This window comes from Paenibacillus sp. sgz302191 (genome assembly GCF_057749925.1).
Map to the genome: position 1 here is coordinate 292433 of NZ_JBYLHY010000009.1, position 14772 is coordinate 307204.

The following is a 14772-nucleotide window of genomic DNA, read 5'->3' on the forward strand; positions in this document are numbered from 1 at the left end:
TCAGTTGTCCGGACTATCTGGGAAAAGAACAAAATGATCCTGCAAATATGATTATACAAGGGGACTTATAATGAAGAACTTAGTTCGAGCTTTACTTAAGATCACTCTTCTTATCGCTGTCTGTACTAGTTGCACCAGTAAGCCGGTTTCTCAAGTCGAAGGCAAAGTGAAGATACTTTATTTTAGCAGGGATATGTTTAACGACGAGTACGGCAATCTGATTCAATCCAAATACAAAGATCTTGACTTCGAAGTAATCCCCATGAATGATATCGTGATGAAGTCCAAAAATCCTAAAGAAGATCTAGTAAAACTCATTAATCAGGAACAAGTTGATGTAATTATGATAAGAAATTACGACGAATATATGAATTATATCGATAAGGGCTTATTGATGGAGTTGGATTCATGGATTACGCGGGACAAATTTGATATCGAGAACATGCAGCAAAGTGTTATTTCGATTTTAAGAGACAGAGAAACTCATAAAATATATGGATTGGCGCCAACATTCACTAGTTTTGTTCTTTATTACAATAAACAGATTTTTGATTCTTTCGGAGTCCAATATCCGCATAATCAAATGACCTGGGAAGATGTTTTTGATTTAGCCAAAAGGTTCACCGGCAATGAAAAAGGCATCTACGGATTTTCATCGGTTTTCTCTACATACTCCATGTTGGACATGATTGGGAGAACAAAAGGAATAAGTATTCTTGGACAAGAGCCTAAGAATCCTCTAGAAGTCATGGAGAATGCGACGGAATGGAGTAAGGCGATGGAACTGCTGGCTGAGGGATTCAGATCCAAGTCCATTTACTATCCCCAAATCAATAAACCAGGGGAGCCTACTCCCGGCTTTATAGATCTATTTGCTGATGGCAAAGCTGCAATGACGGTAGATTCAGAAGTTTTGTTGGATCGAGTGCAAAACAAAAAGATTGATGTGGGAATTGTGAGTTTTCCGGTTGACCCTAATTTGCGCGATTCAAGCTATATGTTGTATCCTAATATTATGTTTTCTGTTAATTCCAATTCTTCATCTAAGGAAGCAGCATGGGAAATAGTGAAATTTATCAATAGTGAAGAAGTAGCCAAGGTCAAATCGAAATCAAATCAAAATCTGCTAACAAGAACAGAATATTCAAAGGAGAAATATGGACATTCGCTAAAACCGTTTTACGAGCTTAAATTTGACTCAAGAACGTATACCGCTACTAATTATCCTTTGTCCTTCATGAGTTCCTTCAACTTAGCGGTTCAAGAGGAGATTCGTAATATCGTCAGAGGAAGTACTACGAGTGATCGTGCTGTCAAAGTTTTGCGGGAAAAAGCCAATTCATTTATCAAACAAGAAGCCAATCCGAAATGATATCGAATGAGGAAGAGAATCGACAAAGGACACAAGAGTAAGTAGGGCTAAGTAGCTGATGTGAGGAATGAGGTGGGAGGAGATTATGGACTTATTAGGACACTTACTAACTCATATTGTCCTAAGCACGATTATTGTATATCTTTTACTTAGTAAGTCTGGTCTGGCCTTAACCAAATATAATGCAGTCTTTATTGTGACATCAGGCAGTATCGTGGGGATCCTGCCTGATTTGTTTGGGTATCGTACTGTTCTGTTATGGAGCCATTCGATTATATTCGCTCCCATTTATCTTCTCCCCTTTACAGTCCTTGCTTACGGCTTTTTGAAGCAATACAATTTTATTAAGTTATGGTTTTCATTCATTGCCGCATTAATTACTGGGCACTTATTCATGGACTATCTTGGGCATGAAACCCCTTTACTATACCCATTATATGTTGAAGGTTTTAGTGCGAATATTATCTATCTGGGAGATCCTTGGATATGGGTGCCACTTTTAATAGGACTGCTCTTTGTATTGTTTAGACCCGGAGGCAAGAGAATGTTGTATTTGCTATTGGTCTTTGTATTTGGCTATCTGGGATTAAGGAGTTATTCCAAATGGAACACCGATGCAATGATAAGGACACTATACGAAGATCAAACTTCTACTCAATATCAGGTTAGTCCTCGAACAACGAATTTATTTAATAAGTACAATCCGATGAATTGGCTATATTGGTCATTTGATGTTGTAGGAGAATATAGGGTTATCAAGGGGACGGTGTCGCTATTCGGAAATGCCGTAGACACACAATTTAATGTTATCTTTTCGAAACCGGGAATTGTAAAAGAAGCTTATAGTACGATCTACCGGGAGAGCACTTTGGATAATGAAAAATATTTACCGGTACTTTACTACAAAAATACTCCACAAGGAAAGTTTATTTATGCCGGTAGCCCAGATCAGATGGAAGTATTTCAATTTATTAATGACAAGTGGATTAAAGTTATAAGACACGACTAACTCAAGTTTCCTATTGTAACTGTCCAGGGTCGTAAACTCTGGACTGCAGTCTGAAGCCGCCCGGCTTGCGCATGAGAACTATTCATAAGCTCGCATGCCTGCTATGATTTCTCTCGCAACCTCGGCATCGTCGAAAGGAATCTTCACGCCGTTCCATACTTGATATTTCTCACGCACATTGCTCAGAATGAGCACGCAAGCGTCACAGTCGTCGCCCGCTTCGTGCAGCGCTTGCGCTATCGCCTCGCGGTGATCCTGCTGAACGTAACCTTCCCCCACAGCACCTCTTAAGAAAAATTCCATGAAATTGAAAAAAATGGGACGAATTAAATTTTATAAATTTTGACCCGTATGAGTATTCAGTGAGATTAGTGAAGGTAGAAAGAAGTTTATGGAGAAAAATGATCGAATTTACATGGGAATTTGATTATGTTAACGGGAATATAGAATGGCATATTTTTAACAAATCAAATGGTCTTTGCTTTAAATTCTTCCGTGATCAATCCCTATAAATAAAGCTTTTGGGAAACCAATTTCCTCCAATGCTCAAACATGGAAATGAGGGTCTCTTGATCGTCTCGGTCAGAACCACCTAGAATCATTCGATCAAGTCCGTATCTACCCTGTAAGTCATCTAGGACGGCCCTTACAATTGAAAGAGCCAGATCGTCGTTAATATCGTTTGGTTGAAGTGGTAGGGCATCCTCCATTTTTAGATCAACTCCTGTAATTCAAAAAAAAAGACTTCACTGCAGCTAGTGGGAAATTTTCCTAATACTTATCGAGCTTATTACGATATATATCAAAATTCTCATCATCGAAGCAAACAAAATAAACCTCATCGATCTAGTGTGCCGCTATCGTCCAGGCCGGTGATCAGCCCGGCTTTCGTCGCAAGGTACATCCACTTCTTGTCATCCAAGTTCTTGTCGCCAGTAGCCGCCCGAACCGCTATGCGCGCCATTTCTTGACGCGTCATCGGCGTATTCCAATCCCCGCTCGTGAAGTCGCTCCACTCATGAATCCCCGCGGTGACCGCCGCGTTAATGTATGGCAAATACCAGTCACTGCCGCTGGCGGTGCCGGAAACCGAAAGATGAAGCGCGGTATCGACCATTTTGATAAACTCGGCGCGCGTCACTTTTTCGTTCGGTTTGAAAGAATGGTCTTGATAGCCGTCGACATAGCCTTTTTGAATGGCTCCAGCGATGGTCGTTTCCGCCCAATGTCCTTTCGTGTCGCTGAAGCTGCCTGTGGAAGCCGTACCGGCGGTAGTTATCGCTTTTGTTCCCGGCGCAGCAGTGGTAGAATCGGCCCCGGCAGCGTGAATGGAAGTTCCGAGTAGTGCGGCAGTTACTAGTGATGCAATCCAATATACTTTCATTTGTATACCCCCAAAGGAATGAATTTACTTTTCTCAAATCAAAAAACCAACCGATTTCGGCAACCCGGCTGCCGTTTCTCCGAAAAATGTCTTACGACATATCCCTCGTAGAAGTAGGCCCGTGGCTTTGCGTCCCTGTCTTTCGAACAGGTTTGCCTTTTCGTGTTCAGTTGGTTCATAGGCATTTAAAACTATAAAAATAGTACATAAGATTTAATACAAGTCCCATATTAACCCATAATCTAACATATTTCCACAAAATATTTATTTCTTGCACCTACTTGAACACGCGCCGATCTTTTTCTTTCTTCATCATAGCTTAGAGCTACGTTTGAGCAAGTGTCATAATTAAGTCTTGACCAAATATGTTAAATTATGTAATATTTTCTTTGTAAGCATTAGATGTAAATTCGTTTTTCATCATCACTTTTGTAAAATCCATTCATTTGTCAAAGGAGATGGGAAGGTTGAGTAGACGTTACTTAATTAAAAACGGCTGCGTTTTGACGATGGACAAATCTTTAGGGGATTTTAAGAAAGCGGACATTTTAGTAGAAGACTCTGTCATTGCAACGATTCAAGAAGATCTCGAAGTATCGGATTGTGAAATGGTCGACGCAACGGATATGATTGTCATGCCGGGATTGGTGGATACCCATCGGCACGTTTGGGAATCTTTGGTGCGAACTATAGGCACCGACTGGTCGTTGCCTACCTATTTGCAAAACATTTATTATGGCGGGTTTGGAAGCAGGCTGCGGCCCGCGGATTGTTATGCCGCTAACCTGTTGGGAGCTTTGGAAGCGCTCAATGCCGGCGTAACCACTCTTTTGGATTGGACGATGATTTATTCTCCCGATCATGCGGACGAATTGATTCGCGGCTTGCAGCATTCCGGCATTCGTGCCGTGTTCGCGTACGGAGCCTCCGGTGAAACCGAATATTGGAACCGTGATAGCAAAAAAATGGTTACTGACGATGTGCGCCGCGTAAAACAGCAGTATTTTTCCTCCGATGATCAATTATTAACGATGGGGTTAGCCATTAGAGGACCGGAATTTAGTCACTGGGATACATCGGTTCAGGAAATCGAGCTTGCCAGAGAACTGGGTGCGGTATGTTCCATGCATATTGGTTTTGGCAGTTGGGGGCCGGATGACCGATCCGTTGAAAAGCTATGTAAAGCCGGTTTGCTTGGCCCTGATTTAAATATGGTTCATGCAAATACAATGGGTTATGACGAGTACAAAATGCTCGCAGATTCAGGAGCGTCGATATCCGTTACTCCCGAGGTGGAAATGATGATGGGGCACGGGTATCCTGCCACCGGGTTATTTCTTGAGAACGGCGGGACTCCTGCCCTTGGCGTGGATGTGGTGACTTCAACCGGCGGAGACATGTTTACGCAAATGAAATTCATGCTTCAGGCGGAGCGGGCGAGAACGAATCAGAGCATTTTAGCTTCCAAAAACATGCCCGGCGAATTAAGTTTGAAGGCTCGGCAAGTATTAAATTTTGCAACCCTGGCAGGAGCCAAGGCCTTGGGGTTAGACCGGAAAACCGGTACCTTGACTCCTGGAAAAGAAGCCGACCTCATCCTCATTCGGACGACGGATTTGAATATGTTTCCTGTTTCCGACCCGGTCGGTGCCGTCGTGCAATTTGCAAATCCGGCCAACGTTGATTCCGTGTTTGTTTCCGGTCGTCCGGTAAAGCGGCATGGACAACTTCTTCACGCAGACCTGGATCACGTGCGTAAAATCGCAAATGAAAGTAGAGATTTCCTGTTCTCTACATCTGCAGACGCTCCAAGCTGAGTTGTTTAAAAAAACCGGTCTCCAAGTCCTGGAAACCGGCTTTTTATTTGCGCTATTCGCTGCTGGCTAGCTAATTTTTATATGATTCGTAACCTCCTCGTTCGGTATCTTAATGATGAATTTCGTTCCAAGCCCTTTTTGCGTGATGACCTCCAATTGTTCGCCTGCATGCAAGATTCTGCTCCTCATTTGTTCGATTCCCAATCCCGATGAGTCAACTCTCCTTCCGACGCACTTTGTTGTCTTCAAATCCCACGCCGTCATCCTCATAAATCAAACAAAAGTTTTTGTTTGATTCCGTTATCCGGAAAGTGACTTTGGAAGCTTGGAAATGTTTTTTTTGCATTGTTGAGCAGTTCTTGAGCAAATGGGTAGTCAGGTATTCGTTAGATTGGATAAATTCAAACTTCATAGGAATCACCCCTTTGGTGAGATTATCAAAATCGTCATAATCCCTTAATGAAATTAATCAATTGAACTTCCATAAAGTGGTTTAATATAGGTAATATATTGAAATTATAGTTGATTAATGGTATTGTATTTGAGTAATATTATTCCATTTAGAAAGGCTGGTATTTTAATGAGTAAATAAAGTTGATTGCAATTTTCAAATCCATGATGGACCAAATCCAATTTCAACTTAAAAGGATGTGTTTTAGAATGAAATTCAAATCTTTTTTCATTGCTCTTTTGTCGCTTATTTTTTGTATTACAACTTCCTCTTCCGTGTGGGCCTCTTCTCAAGAAAAAACACCTGGCACAGAAATATACTCTTCTGATTTGAAATCAGCAGAAGGTGAAGTGATCGGTAATCAAACCATTACTATCGCTACTCAAAAAAAAGATGATAAGTTTGGAACAGAAGTAACTGTTGTTGAAAAGAAACAGTATAAAATATCTTCTCAGCTACCAAATCGCAAAGAGTATGAAAAAATCTATACTGATTCACAAAAAACGACGGTTTTTAAAATCACAAAAGATAGAAAATTTTATATCAACGGTATAGAATTATCAGACAAAGATTTGCACAGACCACTCGATATGGCTGATAGTAATGCTTTCAAAATGAGCGCACTTTCTGAGGATACTGGCGGATACGGCCCTGTATGTAATTATTCCTCTTCCGATTGGAAGAACTATGAATTTAAATGTTATGAAGGAATGACAGTCAATTATGATACACCTTTACTGTATCCGATTCCTACTGGTAACCATGTAGATAAGTATATTTCAACTTCAAACAGATTATTTAACAGTGCAAAACTTTCAGTGGATCAATTATCTAACGACTATAACTCATACACGAGAAATGTAAAAAGTTGCCTTGTATCATTAGGTATTACAATTGCAACCTGGGAAACAATTTTAGGGGCCATCGCAGGAGGAGGAGCAGCAACCTTTGCTTATTTTGCGTATAGCGCCCTTCAGGATTGTAAGGGGGATACTGCAAATGCATACGCATATATTGTGCAGGCTTAAATTATGAATATTTCCAAAGAATTTCTCACATTAGTTGCGTATTCTTTTATTATTCTGATTTTAGTATACCGGTGTTATAAATTTCAATTTTCAAGATTCACCAAGGAAAATCTCGGACTTTTGTTTATTTCTGTATTGCTACTATCTACTCTAAGAATAAACATAATCATGCTAATTGTAATACTGTTAGTTAAAATTTGCGTTTATTTTCTATTACGCAAGTACCTTAGGAGAAGCCCGTAGCGTACGCTGCTGGGCTTTTTTTATCAGTTTGAGTCCATTCATGAGCATTAAGGATGAATAGTCCCAACCGAAGCTCCCTTAATTTCCGAAAATCATAAATCAATCACGCGGCATGCTATCATCAGTAGCAGCACTCTCTTTCTCCATTTTCAAGTACAGCTCTATTACATGGTGATATTTTTTAAATGCTTCATCAGGCCCAAGTTTTTTAATACGCTTTGATATGGTTGATGGTGATACGCCCAACAATCTTGCCCATTCAGCTATTCCTAGAGTAAGACCGCAATATGTTGAAAGAACCCTTAGGTCCCTTGGGTTCCCCCAATAGCAGTTTTCTTTCGTGTATCCCACATTTTCATCTTTCAAGTAAATTACTGCCTTCTCGAAGTATGTTTCCTGGGTGTCAATATAGAATTGTTCAAAATCCTTCCATTCTTCTGCAAAGTATATGTAAGGATGATAGTATCCGAATCGATACATAAGACTTGTCCAGTACTTTTTGATTTCCTTTTTTCTATTTACATTATCCATTAGTTCTACCTTCCAAGTGATCAGTAATCGAAATCATGCGGAAATAGCCTCCTCGTTCGGTATCGTAATGATGAATTTCGTTCCGAGCCCTTTTTGCGTGGTGACCTCCAAATGTCCGCCCGCATGCAAGACTCGGCTCCTCATTTGTTCGATTCCCAATCCCGATGAGTCGATCTCCTTCCGACGCACTTTGTTGTCTTCAAACCCCACACCGTCATCCTCATAAATCAAACAAAAGTTGTTGTTTGCTTCCGTTATCCGGAAAGTGACGTTGGAAGCTTGGGAGTGCTTTTTCGCATTGTTGAGCAGCTCTTGAGCGATTCGAAAAATATGCCGCTTCGTCGGCAAATCTTTAGTTTCAATGGCAGCAGCCTGCTCAGCAATGAATTCAAGTTGAAAAGGAACCGTAAAAGCTTCCTTCTTCATATACATCGTCAGCGTTTGAATCAAACCGACCTCTTTAAGCAAATGAGGATTTAACTCAAAACAGCTTTGGCGCAAACCGGCATTGATCAACTCCACGAAATTAATCATATTGTCTAGCTGTTCCCGGTCTTCTTCGGGTGTGGCATCCTTCTCCGCCAGAGTGGTCAACTTTCTTTTCAGAAAGAAGAGATCTTGCATCGTCGTATCATGAAGATCGGCAGCAATCCGAATCCGTTCCTCCTCCTGCAATTCGAACATGATCTTGCGGAACCATTGAATGTCTTGCGCCGTGTCCTCTTGGGGAAGTTGGGAAGCCAATTGCTGCAGCCTCGCGGTCAGCTTGCGAACCAAGTGAACATTTTCCAGGCTAACTTCCAAATAAGATGTAATCAGGCGCAGCCATTGGATTTCTTCCTTTCCGAGCAGCGTATTCGCCTTTTTGCGTGTCATTACCAAATAACTCGTATATTCTTCATGGTCATTCATCTCAATGCAAGTATAAAGCGGATGATCGAGCAGGGATGACGAATCGAGCAGCTGCCGAATTTCCGCAGTATTCATATCACCTTCGCTAATGATTTCGGTATCGTCCTTATACCGGAACACAATGGCTCCCCCCATCACCTGAAGCGTGTCCACAATATCGACAAGTATGCTATCTTTCAATTCGCGGAAGCTGGAAATGGTGCCAAGGTTTTTGGAAATCTTCTTCAAAGCTGTTTGCAAGACGTATTTTCTTGGGAAAAGAAACGGTTCAAACCGTGTTGTCCAATATTCCGCCGCGTAGAGCACCCATGTAACAATAATCAGAGAAGCAACAAATATGAACAGAATTTGCTTCTCATCCACAACTTGGCTAAATAAGAAAGCATATACTCCCGTAAGCAAGCTGACCGGAACGACAGCCAGCAGGCCGGCGAACAAAATCCGCCGGATAATACGGCCAAAATCATATAGCTGGTTGGAAGCAATCAAGTATGCAAAAGAGATGGGAAAAAGTAAAATAATTCCGCTTGTAAATTGTGCATTTAAAATTTGATGTTGCGTAATCAATTGTGGAAGAAAGGAGAAGCAGATGACTGGTAAAAAAGAGAACAACCACGAAAGCCATACGCTCTTGATAATGCTTGACACGTAGGATTGTTCTCTCTGGATTTTGATGTACAGGAAAGTTAGAATGCACATATTGAAAATAAATCCAATTATGAAAAAGCTCAAGGAAACTGAACCACTATAACGATAAATTGTGTATGCTATGGAAGGATAGAAGTACAAGCATCTTATGCAGAAGCATATGGCAGCAAATGAATACATATATGTCAAAATTCGTTTTGGTAATTCAATGTCGCCTTTTTCCTTAAAGAAGACAACTAGAAAATGATAAAACACTATCGGCAACAAGATCATTAAACTGGTGATTACAAGTTTCCCGATTACATCTCCTCGAATAGAAGCGCCTAAACTCATATAAATGATTGCCATGGTCAGAAAAACAGCCGAAAGCAGTCTGGCAGATGGAGAGTGGCGTATTTTTATAAAAAGCAAAACGGCCATAAATAAGCACACTGCTTCTTCGATAATCGGAACAATATCGTAGTAGGTAGCACTATTGATGTTAAATTCTATTGCATACTCACGCCCGTCTCTAAAAATTAACAACGTGTGAGCTTGCTCAATTGTTCGCCATTTATAAACGAAAGGAGATTCATTGGGAAGCTTGCCGTCTACTCGCTTGACAATATCCCCCACTTGAAGATCAAGCTTTATACTGGCACTATGGGGAGCCAATTCTTTGATTACCCATTGCTGCTTTGGAGTTAGCTCAAGGTAAATCCCGGTATATGGGTAATGGAACGTAATGAACGAACACCAAAGCTGCAAGGCGACAAACATCGACAGTAATAGCCCGGTCACATACTTATTTTTCATAATAATCGTCCTCCATGCTTCATTTATTTGTTATTATTATGTACGTAGCACAAATTGTCCCGGAAGGGGGTGATCTCTATGCCTACAATCCAGCTAACCCCCAATTTGCATAATGCGGTACATATGTTGAAAAGTGTCGAGATGCATGAAAATGAAAGTCCTTCTGTAGCTGAACTATCCTTGTCGAAAGAAGAGTCTTCCGCACTGATGAGCACCTTCAATCGTCCTGTAACAAGAATGAAAAAAGAACCTCGTTGTGACTGGGATTGACCCCCTCAAGCAATATTTTACCAAATAGAAGAAGGATTGTAATTAGCCCCGGCTAAATGCAATCCTTTTTTTCATTTTTATGCATGGTTTGTGCGCACGTATGTTTCATAAAGATGAAACATATTTAGAATCGATGGCGTGATTTATGCGCTGAATCCGGTACAAGTTAACTTTATGATTATAGGTATATAAATGGGAGAGAATTACATTTTATATCATATCGGGAGAGAGTCAGGGATGAGAGATAAAAACATGAGCCGTTGGAATACTTATGAGCCATTTTATGTTCGATTGGATGATAAAAAAATAGTCGACATTGTCATCACCCATCATGCGCACAGCCGTTGGCGCACCCGAATAGACGACGAAAAAACCGAACTTGAAGAAATATGCATGTTTTTGTGGGAAAGGCTGAAGAACGGCAAAATCGTACCGTATTACCGCGATGAGGAGGAAGTATATGTCATCGATGGCGATTTGCTTATGGTTGTGCAGTTTGCTGTGGTTGAGAAAGAAACGGATCTCGCCGGCAATCCCTTACATAAAATGATCGTCATTACCTTCCTCGGAAGCATGGCGAAAACGATAGAACTGCGCGACTTGAAGACGTATTATTCATGGCTGCGCCATTCGAGAAGAATGAAATTACTTAAACACAGCAGGAAGAGAAGGTAATTATCCAGAACCTCACTTCGACGGCACATGGGCCAAAATGCTGACGAGCTTGCCGAAAGGATCGCGCACATAAAATCTCCGAACGACCCAAGGCTCGTCGGCCGGGCCGTATTCGATCGGAAAGCCGGCTCGCTTCATGCGCTCAAGGGCATCGTCGACAGACGTATGCGAGCCTCCTTGTGAGGCGAAGCTGATTTGGATGCCCATCTCCTCTTGCGATCCGTTTGACCTTCATTTCCGATCTTCCTTCCTATCCCGTGAGCGGGCAAGCTTTTATGATTCATTTCAACTGTCCGATCGATAGGCTGATTCTGTAGTTCCCGAACTGCAGCAGGTCGTCGAGCAGCGCGGATAGTTCCGCCGGCGAGCCGACACGCACTCGTATCCAGTAACAGCCTTCGCCGCTGACGCGGTGGGCTTCGACGATTTGGCCGTTTTGCTGTATGAATGTGTTGAATGCTTGATGAGCAGTATTCGATTTCATAAAAACCGTAACGAACGCTTGAACCGGCAGGCCGATTTTTTCGGGATTCCAGCGCACTGTGTATCCTTCGATGACACCGAGATCCTGCAGTTTCCGCACCCGGGAACCGACCGCTTGTCCGGTTAAATGGACGATTTGCCCGATTTCCTTATGCGGCCGGGAGGCATCCTCCAGCAAGCATTGCAAAATGCGCAGATCGGTTTCATCGATGGTTGATTGGCTCATCTGCAAGTTCCTTTCACGTTGAAAATAATTGCCGGATTTTCGTTTCACCAGGTTGTATGCGGATTTTCCGGCACATTTTATAATTGTAACAGATTTAAGATGCAAACGTTAAGGAGTGCTGAACGATGAAACTTCAATTGATCCGCCACGCCACGCTTTGGCTGGAATATGGGGGAGTCCGCTTTTTGATAGATCCGATGTTTAGCGAAAAGGAGGCGAATCCGCCTATCCCCGGCACATCGAATGAAAGGCGCAATCCGCTCGTCGCGCTGCCGTCCCCGCTTGAGACTTGGCTCCAGCCGGACGCCGTTATCGTTACGCATCTGCATCCCGATCATTGGGATGAAGCCGCCGCGGCTGCACTGTCCAAATCGATACCGGTTGTGTGCCAACCGGGCGATGAATCGACGATAGCCGCTTCGGGCTTCGAGTCGGTTACGGCTGTGGCGTCCACCTTCACCGTGGGCGGGGTATCCCTGTCACGGACAAGCGGGCAGCATGGAACAGGGGAGATTGGCGTCCGGATGGGACAAGTATCCGGTTTTGTTCTCCAGGCTGAGGGCGAGCCGACCGTTTACATCGCCGGGGATACGATATGGTGCGATGATGTGCAAAATGCGCTCGATACGTACCGGCCGCAGCTGACTATCGTGAATGCGGGCGGAGCCCGGTTCACGGTCGGCGACCCGATTACGATGAACGCGGACGATGTGATCAGTGTTTGCCGCTATGCGCCGTACACCAAAGTCGTTGCGGTGCACATGGACGCCATTAATCACTGTCTCACCACGAGAAGCGATTTGCAAGTGAAGCTGAATGAATCCGGGCTTTCTCCGCAGGTTGCGATCCCCCGGGATGGCGAATGGATTTGACCTGTGGTAATGCGAACACCTGCCGATACTGGAAATTACAATCCAGTACGGCAGGTGTTTTTCATTTGTTCGTTGAAGTTGAACTATTATAATAATATAGAGTATTCTGAGAAGCATTGAAATCTAATAAATAAGGTGTTGTTTTGAAATGGAGATCATAAAATTTAATGATGACTTGGAGCTTTATGGCAGGGAATTTCCTGACTTTGACGAGCTAAAGAACTACTGCATTTCAACTCTTAAAAATAAAAACAATGCAATGGAAGCTAAAGTATATGCTATATATAACTACAGTAAATTTCATTTTGTATGTGCATCTAATGAAAAAAGTCTCTTCGATCCTAATGAAGAACTAATTAAAACAGGAATCCCAAGCGGAGAATATATCACATGTGATATCAATAGCTATGATGGGGTCGGAGATTTTTTAATCCAATCATCCTATAGAGTAGATCATACATCGTTTCTTTATATTGAGGAATACGATTTAAGTTCCGGGTCTATACAGGTTTACGTTTTATTAAGAAACAATGGTTTGAATTTAACGAGTATATCCAAATTTCCATACGAACAATCGCAAGATCTTAAGAATCATTATATTGCTAATTTTGTCGGTTCGTTAGAAATGAAACGTCTTCAAAATGGGTATATATGGGAGAATTTGAAAAAATACAACGCAGTGAGTATTGAAGAATTAAAAAGTTACTCGAAAAAGCTTAAAACCGTTCTATTTTTTTGGGATACCCACTGGAGTCTGCCTGTGTTGAATGCTCTTGGAAGAGACTGGGTTTTTACTATGGAGTACGAAATATTGCTTCATCATTACTTTGAAAAAAATTTTCCTGAAGACCTCTATATTTTTGATCAAACTTTGAAATGGACACTTGTTTTAACTCATGAACCTCAGAATGAGGACGGGTGGAAATATTTAAAAATTGGAGAGATCTGCCCTGAGCTCAAAACGGATCTGTTTGGCCAAAAATCTCCAGTAGATCGGCGTCGCTTCAGTGATTGATGTACGAGGCTCTGTCGGTCTTGGCAGCAATCGTCTCAAGCTGGGGCGCATTGACATGCCTTCCGTCATACCTTGGTGATTTTGTTTCCAGAGAGCATTCGTTCACCTCTTTGTAAAAATGCCCCACCCCCTTTCGCGGAAAGGGAGTGGGGCATTTTGCCAATAGGCGTCCGACAAAAATGTTAGATTATTCACAGAATTACTTCGCACATTAAGGTAATATATGGAACAATAGGGATGAAATATAGATGAAAAAATCCTGGATAATGAATCCAAACGAAGGCAGCGGTAAAAGTGAAGGGCAAGCCAACCTTAACGACGGAATCGATGCTGGTCTGCGGTCACAAAGGCCACATCACGTTTGTTAGCAATGGCCAACAGGATGAGTAAAGGAAACGGAGGTGAGGGCCATGGCAGGCTTTGAACAGATCCGGGTCAAGACCGCATACCCAATTCACCGGCTGGAGGATGTGCAAATCGAGTGGAAGCCGGGGGAGCATGGACGGCTGACCGTGCGCGGAATCGTAGATGAGGTTGTCAACGTAAGCGCAGCGCAGCAAGCATCGGCAAGCGATGAGATCCATGTCTACGAATATGACGGCCAGCGGGAAACAACGCTGTTCAAGGGCTTTGTGAGCGCAGTGAACATGACGCATGCCAACGGCATATACGGCATCGAACTGGAAGGGCTGTCCGGTTCGCATATGCTGGATGTCGCCAAGCGGCGGCGAACGTTTCAGGATGTGTCGATGGACTATCCGTCGCTTATCCAGGAGCTTTTGCAAGCCTATCCGCAGCAGGATGTGCTGTACAGCGTGGGCCAAGGCGCAGCGATCGGAGCGCCGGTGATCCAGTACGAGGAGACGGACTGGGAACTGCTGAAGCGTCTGGCAAGCCAATTCCAAAGCGTCGTTGTCTGTGATATCTTGGAAGCAAGGCCCAAGCTGTTTTTTGGCATGCCGCAAGGGAAAAGCGTCAGTCTGCCGGAGGATACGCCGTATAAGGCGGGTAAGGACCTGCTGGCTTTTCAGCGGGCCGGCG

General features: G+C 42.8%; 14 protein-coding genes, 2 pseudogenes and 1 riboswitch. Of the genes and pseudogenes, 9 read left to right on the plus strand and 7 right to left on the minus strand.

The window, feature by feature from the left end:
- Positions 1-70: 70 nt before the first annotated feature.
- Positions 71-1372: an ABC transporter substrate-binding protein gene (locus AC3G2T_RS16005; RefSeq protein ID WP_474684243.1), complete on the plus strand. Its 1302-nt coding sequence runs from the start codon at positions 71-73 to the stop codon at positions 1370-1372.
- An 85-nt stretch (positions 1373-1457) separates the two neighbouring features.
- Entirely contained in the window at positions 1458-2381 is a 924-nt protein-coding gene (locus AC3G2T_RS16010; protein ID WP_474684244.1) for a metal-dependent hydrolase, read from the plus strand.
- Positions 2382-2459: 78 nt separating this feature from the next.
- Here AC3G2T_RS16010 and AC3G2T_RS16015 read toward each other — a convergent pair whose 3' ends face one another.
- Both AC3G2T_RS16015 and AC3G2T_RS16020 read right to left on the minus strand, forming a co-directional pair.
- Positions 2460-2660 (minus strand): hypothetical protein, encoded by a 201-nt coding sequence (locus AC3G2T_RS16015; RefSeq protein WP_474684245.1) that lies wholly within the window; start codon positions 2658-2660, stop codon positions 2460-2462.
- 559 nt (positions 2661-3219) lie between these two features.
- Positions 3220-3765: an S-layer homology domain-containing protein gene (locus tag AC3G2T_RS16020; protein WP_488436122.1), complete on the minus strand. Its 546-nt coding sequence runs from the start codon at positions 3763-3765 to the stop codon at positions 3220-3222.
- A gap of 55 nt (positions 3766-3820) precedes the next feature.
- A riboswitch (cyclic di-GMP riboswitch) is annotated at positions 3821-3932 on the minus strand.
- A 291-nt stretch (positions 3933-4223) separates the two neighbouring features.
- On the opposite strand from AC3G2T_RS16020, the gene AC3G2T_RS16025 reads away from it, so the two are divergent.
- The gene (locus AC3G2T_RS16025) at positions 4224-5582 is read left to right on the plus strand and encodes an amidohydrolase family protein (protein WP_488436123.1); all 1359 of its coding nucleotides are present in this window, start codon (positions 4224-4226) and stop codon (positions 5580-5582) included.
- Between the two features lie 66 nt (positions 5583-5648).
- On the opposite strand, the gene AC3G2T_RS16030 is transcribed toward AC3G2T_RS16025, so the two are convergent.
- On the minus strand, positions 5649-5771 hold the full coding sequence (locus AC3G2T_RS16030; protein WP_488436124.1) for a hypothetical protein: 123 nt from the start codon (positions 5769-5771) through the stop codon (positions 5649-5651).
- 471 nt (positions 5772-6242) lie between these two features.
- On the opposite strand from AC3G2T_RS16030, the gene AC3G2T_RS16035 reads away from it, so the two are divergent.
- Positions 6243-7061 (plus strand): hypothetical protein, encoded by an 819-nt coding sequence (locus AC3G2T_RS16035; RefSeq protein ID WP_488436125.1) that lies wholly within the window; start codon positions 6243-6245, stop codon positions 7059-7061.
- Positions 7062-7403: 342 nt separating this feature from the next.
- On the opposite strand, the gene AC3G2T_RS16040 is transcribed toward AC3G2T_RS16035, so the two are convergent.
- On the minus strand, positions 7404-7835 hold the full coding sequence (locus AC3G2T_RS16040; RefSeq protein WP_488436126.1) for a hypothetical protein: 432 nt from the start codon (positions 7833-7835) through the stop codon (positions 7404-7406).
- A gap of 33 nt (positions 7836-7868) precedes the next feature.
- A complete protein-coding gene (locus AC3G2T_RS16045; RefSeq protein ID WP_488436127.1) occupies positions 7869-10190 on the minus strand; it encodes a sensor histidine kinase in 2322 nt (773 codons plus the stop codon).
- 78 nt (positions 10191-10268) lie between these two features.
- Here AC3G2T_RS16045 and AC3G2T_RS16050 point away from each other — a divergent pair, with 78 nt between their 5' ends.
- Positions 10269-10460, plus strand: a complete 192-nt coding sequence (locus tag AC3G2T_RS16050) for a hypothetical protein (protein WP_474684253.1) — start codon at positions 10269-10271, stop codon at positions 10458-10460.
- 237 nt (positions 10461-10697) lie between these two features.
- Complete coding sequence (locus AC3G2T_RS16055) at positions 10698-11135, plus strand: hypothetical protein (RefSeq protein WP_474684254.1); 438 nt, start codon at positions 10698-10700, stop codon at positions 11133-11135.
- Positions 11136-11147: 12 nt separating this feature from the next.
- On the opposite strand, the pseudogene AC3G2T_RS16060 reads toward AC3G2T_RS16055, so the two are convergent.
- Both AC3G2T_RS16060 and AC3G2T_RS16065 read right to left on the minus strand, forming a co-directional pair.
- A pseudogene (locus AC3G2T_RS16060) lies at positions 11148-11357 on the minus strand (VOC family protein); the annotation flags it as partial.
- Between the two features lie 58 nt (positions 11358-11415).
- Positions 11416-11844 carry an Lrp/AsnC family transcriptional regulator gene (locus AC3G2T_RS16065; RefSeq protein ID WP_488436128.1) on the minus strand — a complete coding sequence of 143 codons (429 nt, stop codon included), beginning with the start codon at positions 11842-11844 and terminating at the stop codon, positions 11416-11418.
- A gap of 125 nt (positions 11845-11969) precedes the next feature.
- Here AC3G2T_RS16065 and AC3G2T_RS16070 point away from each other — a divergent pair, with 125 nt between their 5' ends.
- The 3 genes and pseudogenes from AC3G2T_RS16070 to AC3G2T_RS16080 form a co-directional block, all read left to right on the plus strand.
- On the plus strand, positions 11970-12716 hold the full coding sequence (locus AC3G2T_RS16070; protein WP_488436129.1) for an MBL fold metallo-hydrolase: 747 nt from the start codon (positions 11970-11972) through the stop codon (positions 12714-12716).
- Between the two features lie 148 nt (positions 12717-12864).
- The gene (locus AC3G2T_RS16075; protein WP_488436130.1) at positions 12865-13731 is read left to right on the plus strand and encodes a hypothetical protein; all 867 of its coding nucleotides are present in this window, start codon (positions 12865-12867) and stop codon (positions 13729-13731) included.
- A 410-nt stretch (positions 13732-14141) separates the two neighbouring features.
- Positions 14142-14772, plus strand: a pseudogene (locus tag AC3G2T_RS16080) (hypothetical protein); the annotation flags it as partial.

Bases quoted from the DNA above. Each gene is read 5' to 3' on its own strand.
- AC3G2T_RS16005 (WP_474684243.1), top strand. From the start codon at position 71: ATGAAGAACTTAGTTCGAGCTTTACTTAAGATCACTCTTCTTATCGCT.
- AC3G2T_RS16010 (WP_474684244.1), top strand. From the start codon at position 1,458: ATGGACTTATTAGGACACTTACTAACTCATATTGTCCTAAGCACGATT.
- AC3G2T_RS16020 (WP_488436122.1), bottom strand. From the start codon at position 3,765: ATGAAAGTATATTGGATTGCATCACTAGTAACTGCCGCACTACTCGGA.
- AC3G2T_RS16025 (WP_488436123.1), top strand. From the start codon at position 4,224: ATGGGAAGGTTGAGTAGACGTTACTTAATTAAAAACGGCTGCGTTTTG.
- AC3G2T_RS16030 (WP_488436124.1), bottom strand. From the start codon at position 5,771: ATGAGGAGCAGAATCTTGCATGCAGGCGAACAATTGGAGGTCATCACG.
- AC3G2T_RS16035 (WP_488436125.1), top strand. From the start codon at position 6,243: ATGAAATTCAAATCTTTTTTCATTGCTCTTTTGTCGCTTATTTTTTGT.
- AC3G2T_RS16040 (WP_488436126.1), bottom strand. From the start codon at position 7,835: ATGGATAATGTAAATAGAAAAAAGGAAATCAAAAAGTACTGGACAAGT.
- AC3G2T_RS16045 (WP_488436127.1), bottom strand. From the start codon at position 10,190: ATGAAAAATAAGTATGTGACCGGGCTATTACTGTCGATGTTTGTCGCC.
- AC3G2T_RS16050 (WP_474684253.1), top strand. From the start codon at position 10,269: ATGCCTACAATCCAGCTAACCCCCAATTTGCATAATGCGGTACATATG.
- AC3G2T_RS16055 (WP_474684254.1), top strand. From the start codon at position 10,698: ATGAGAGATAAAAACATGAGCCGTTGGAATACTTATGAGCCATTTTAT.
- AC3G2T_RS16065 (WP_488436128.1), bottom strand. From the start codon at position 11,844: ATGAGCCAATCAACCATCGATGAAACCGATCTGCGCATTTTGCAATGC.
- AC3G2T_RS16070 (WP_488436129.1), top strand. From the start codon at position 11,970: ATGAAACTTCAATTGATCCGCCACGCCACGCTTTGGCTGGAATATGGG.
- AC3G2T_RS16075 (WP_488436130.1), top strand. From the start codon at position 12,865: ATGGAGATCATAAAATTTAATGATGACTTGGAGCTTTATGGCAGGGAA.